The sequence below is a fragment of the Burkholderia sp. Ac-20392 genome (genome assembly GCF_017104585.1).
GTDB classification, from domain to species: Bacteria; Pseudomonadota; Gammaproteobacteria; order Burkholderiales; family Burkholderiaceae; genus Burkholderia; species Burkholderia lata.
Window position 1 is genome coordinate 1 of sequence record NZ_JAAGPB010000589.1, and the last position, 4661, is coordinate 4661.

The following is a 4661-nucleotide window of genomic DNA, read 5'->3' on the forward strand; positions in this document are numbered from 1 at the left end:
TGCCCGGCGGCCGGCATTTGACGGGAACACGCATGGTGCGCATGGTTCGTTGGATCGCTTGCTGGTGCCTGGCCTGCATCGTTGCGTCCGGGAGCGCGTTCGCGCAGGGCGCGCGCGCGCCGGACGCGGGCGCGGCGCTGTCGATCGCGACCGGCAAGGGGGAACTGCTGTCGCTGCCCGAGCCCGCAACCGCGATGTTCGTCGCCGATCCGGCCATCGCGGACATCCAGGTGCCGTCGCCGCGCACGGTGTTCGTGTTCGGCAAGAAGGCGGGCACGACCACGCTGATCGCACTCGGCGCAAACCATCGCCCGATCCTGCGCAAGACGGTGATCGTGCAGGTCGACACGGCGTCGCTGCAGGGCGTGCTCGACAGCCGCTTTCCGCAGCTGAAGCTGTCGGTGTCCGGTGCGCCGGGCTCGCTGATGGTGTCGGGCAAGGTGCCGAGCGCGGCCGACGCGGACGCCGTGATGCAGTCGCTCACACCGTATCTGCACGACAAGGAAAAGATCGTGAACCGGCTCACGCTGTCGCGCCCGATCCAGGTGAACCTGCGCGTGCGGGTGACCGAGGTGAGCCGCAACATCACGCAGCAGCTCGGCATCAACTGGAGCTCGCTGGGCGGCGCCGGCAACTTCGTCGGCGGGCTGTTCAACGGGCGCACGCTGTTCGATCCGACGAACGGCCTGTTCAACCTGTCGCCGACGGGCGCCTTCTCGGTGCTCGGCGGATTCCGCGCGGGGCGCTGGTCGATCGACGTCGTGCTCGACGCACTCGACCAGGAAGGCCTGATCACGATGCTCGCCGAACCGAACCTCACCGCGATGTCCGGCGAGACCGCGAGCTTCCTCGCGGGCGGCGAGATTCCGATTCCCGTCGCGCAGGCCGGTTCGTCGACCGGCGCGATCACGGTCGAGTTCAAGCCGTTCGGCGTGTCGCTCGACTTCACGCCGACCGTGCTCGCCGACAACCGGATCAGCCTGAAGGTGCGGCCGGAAGTGAGCGAGGTCGATACGAACAACAGCGTGACGACCGGCGGCGTGAAGGTGCCGGGGCTCACGGTGCGGCGCGTCGACACGACGGTCGAGCTGTCGAGCGGGCAGAGCTTCGCGATCGGCGGGCTGCTGCAGAGCCAGACGGCCGACACCGTGTCGCAGATTCCGGGGCTCGGCCGGCTGCCGATCATCGGCCGGCTGTTTTCGTCGAAGAACTTCCAGGACAACAAGACCGAGGTGGTCGTGATCGTCACGCCGTACATCGTGCAGCCGACCGGGCCCGGCCAGCTCGAGCAGGCGATCGACACCGTCGCGCGGCCGAGCAGCGACCTCGAGTTCGCGGTGCAGCGCAACCTGGGGCTCGACCTGCTGTCGGGCGACACGCCGCGCCTCGTCGGCGCCGCGGGCTTCGTGTACTGAACCGGAGGAGCGCACATGCGAACCCGATCGACCGTTGCCGTACTGCTGGCGCTGATGTTGGCGGGCTGCCTGTCGGCGCCGCCGCCGGTCAACCTGCCCGATGCACGGTCGATCGGCTTCGACGGCGCGCACGCGGTGGCGCCCGATTGCGCGAAGCTGATGCAGCCGTCGCATCTCGTCGACGCGGGATTTGCGCGGCCCGGCGTGCCGTTCGGCTGCGCGACCTACTCGAACCTCGCGGCGATGCTCGCGCGGCCGGAGGATCTCGTCGCGCCCGTGCCATACGGCGGCGCGGACGCGCAGACCGCGGCCGACGCGGTGCGTCGCTACGTCGAGGATCGCGTGAAGCAGCCGACGCCAGGCAAGACGCTGACGACCGGCTCGCCCAGCCATTGACCGGACCCGGATGCCATCACGATGCCGCCCATGAACCTCCTCGACCGTCAGCACACCCGGCGCGCCGCGTCCGCGGGCGCGGTCGATCTCGTTGCGGTCGTCTCCGATTCGGGCAGCGAGGACGTGATACGCCGCGTCACGCAGGAGCTGTCGATCGCGCGCACCCACCTGCAGCCGGGCACCTGCGACGATGCGATCCGGCTGCTGCAGCAGTACGAGCGTTCGCCGCGCCAGCTCGTCATCGACGTGTCGGATTCGGTGCTGCCGGTATCGGACCTGATGCGGCTCGCCGACGTGTGCGATCCGTCGGTGCGCGTCATCGCGATCGGCACGCAGAACGACGTCGGGCTGTTTCGCAACCTGCTCGGCATCGGCGTGCAGGACTACATCGTCAAGCCGCTGACGGTCGAGTTGATGCGGCGTGCGCTGACCGCGACGGAATCGGTCGTGCAGGCGCGCACCGGCAAGGTCGTCAGCTTCGTCGGCGCGCGCGGCGGCGTCGGCGCGACCACGATCACGGTGAGCCTCGCGCGTTTCCTGGCGAGCGAGAAGCGCCGCCGCGTGGCCTACGTCGACCTGAACCTGCACGGCGGCGGCGCGAACTCGATGTTCGGGCTGTCCAGCAACAACGGGCTGATCGAATTGCTGAACATGGGGCAGCGTCCCGACGACGCGTTGTTCGAGCGCATGTTCGTCACGAAGGGCGACCGGTTGCACGTGCTGTCCGCCGAGCTGGCCTATGGCGCCGACGCGCCGTTGAGCGACCAGGCCGTCGCGCGCCTGGTCGACATGCTGAAGGACCGTTTCCACTACGTGCTGTTCGACGTCGGCAGTGGCGCCGGCCCGCTGCTCGAGGACGCGCTCGTGGCGTCCGATCTCGTCCACGTCGTGGTCGACCGCTCGGTGCACGCCGCGTACGAAGCCGCGCGGCTCGTGCGCTTCGTGCGGGAGCTGCCCGGCGAGCGGCTGCTGTCGATGGTGCTGAACAATCCGCTCGCGCCGGTCGCGGGCCGCGTCGAGCCGGTCGATTTCGAGGAGGCGTTCGGCGGCGCGAAGCTGCACGAACTGCCGCACGAGCCGCAGACGCTCGCGGTGGCCGAGAACCTCGGCGAGCCGATCGAAGGCGCGAAGCGGAACGGCTTCCTGGACCAGATCCGGCAGCTCGCGAACGGCATCACCGGCGAGCCGATGGTCGTCGCCGAGCCGTGGTATGCGCGGCTCGTCAAGTGGAGGAAGGGAACGTGACGTTCGGCACCCGCAACCGGCCGCCGGCGGACCCCGTGCCGGCCGCGACACCGGCCGCGACGCCCGCCGTGACGCGGGAGCCCGAACCGGCCCCGGCGGACGCGCTCGCCCCGACCCCGGCCCGCGCGCCCGTGGCGGCCGACACGCACGAGGCGCTGATCCGGTCGAGCAAGTTCGACGCGATCCGCAGCGCCGTGTTTGCGTCGATGAACATGTCGGCGGCGCTGATGAAGACGCGCGACGAAGTGCGCGCGGGCATCGAGCAGGTGGCCGCGCACACGGTCGATCGCGAGCGCCTGAAGATCACGGCCGGCGAGCAGGTGCTGATCGTCGATGCGATCCTGAACGACATGTTCGGCGTCGGGCCGATCGAGCCGCTGCTCGCCGACGATACGGTCACCGACATCCTCGTCAACGGGCCCGACCAGGTCTACGTCGAGCGCGCGGGCCGGCTCGAACTCACGTCGCTGAAATTCCGCGACGATGCGCACGTGGCGAGCGTCGCACAGCGGATCGCGGCGGCGGTGGGGCGTCGCGTCGACGAGAGCAGCCCGATGGTCGATGCGCGGCTCGCCGACGGCAGCCGCGTGAACGTCGTGCTGCCGCCGATCGCGATGCGCGGCCCGTCGATCTCGATCCGCAAGTTCGCGAAGCGCGACATCACGCTCGCGCGGATGGCGCAGCAGGGCAACATCTCGCCTCCGATGCTGCAGGTGCTGAAGGTCGCGTGCGCGTGCCGGCTGAACATCGTGATCTCGGGCGGCACCGGCTCGGGCAAGACGACGCTGCTCAACGCGCTGTCGCAGCATATCGAGCAGCACGAACGGATCGTGACGATCGAGGATGCGGCCGAGCTGCAGTTGCTGCAGCCGCACGTCGTGAGCCTCGAGACGCGGCCGGAGAATACCGAAGGGCTCGGCGGGATCTCGCAGCGCGATCTCGTGCGCAATGCACTGCGGATGCGGCCCGACCGCATCATCCTCGGCGAGATTCGCGGCCCCGAGGCGTTCGACGTGCTGCAGGCGATGAACACGGGGCACGACGGCTCGATGACGACGATTCACGCGAATTCGCCGCGCGATGCGATCAGCCGGCTCGAGAGCATGGTCATGATGGCGAACGCGAACCTGCAGCTGCTGTCGATCCGGCGCCAGATCGCGAGCGCCGTGCACCTGTTCGTGCAGATCGAGCGGATGCGCGACGGCGTGCGGCGCGTCACGCGGATCACCGAGATCGTCGGGATGGAAGGCGAGGTGGTGATTACGCAGGACCTGTTCGCGTTCCGCCAGGAAGGCGACACGACGCGCGATTCGGTGAAGGGCGTGTTCGAGGCATCGCCATTGCGGCCCGGATTCGCGGCGCGCGCCGCGTATTACGGCGTCGAGGATGCGCTCGCCGAGGTGTTCCGGCAATGAGGGCCGCCGACCTGTTCGCGGTGGGCGCTTTCGTGATGATCCTCGCGATCGGGATTGTGCTGTCGTCGCTGTTCGATCGCGCGAGCCACACGCCGGCCCAGCGCATCCGCGCACGGATGCGGCGGCTGTCGCCGTCGCTCGCCGGGCGCGACGGGCATGCGTCCGCCACGCCCGGGGTCGCGCTGTTCAA

At 69.5% G+C, this 4661-nt stretch carries 4 protein-coding genes and 1 pseudogene; all 5 read left to right on the forward strand.

Annotation, left to right across the window (positions count from 1 at the left end; genetic code table 11):
* The first annotated feature begins 32 nt into the window (after window positions 1-32).
* Entirely contained in the window at window positions 33-1415 is a 1383-nt protein-coding gene (locus G3N99_RS35015; protein WP_174936092.1) for a type II and III secretion system protein family protein, read from the forward strand.
* Between the two features lie 15 nt (window positions 1416-1430).
* Window positions 1431-1811, forward strand: a complete 381-nt coding sequence (locus G3N99_RS35020) for a CpaD family pilus assembly lipoprotein (RefSeq protein WP_174948242.1) — start codon at window positions 1431-1433, stop codon at window positions 1809-1811.
* 21 nt (window positions 1812-1832) lie between these two features.
* Entirely contained in the window at window positions 1833-3056 is a 1224-nt protein-coding gene (locus tag G3N99_RS35025; RefSeq protein WP_174936088.1) for an AAA family ATPase, read from the forward strand.
* Window positions 3053-4471 (forward strand): CpaF family protein, encoded by a 1419-nt coding sequence (locus G3N99_RS35030; protein ID WP_206124652.1) that lies wholly within the window; start codon window positions 3053-3055, stop codon window positions 4469-4471. Before G3N99_RS35025 ends, G3N99_RS35030 begins: the two co-directional genes overlap by 4 nt.
* A pseudogene (locus G3N99_RS35035) lies at window positions 4468-4661 on the forward strand (pilus assembly protein); the annotation flags it as partial. The gene G3N99_RS35030 and the pseudogene G3N99_RS35035, both read left to right, overlap by 4 nt.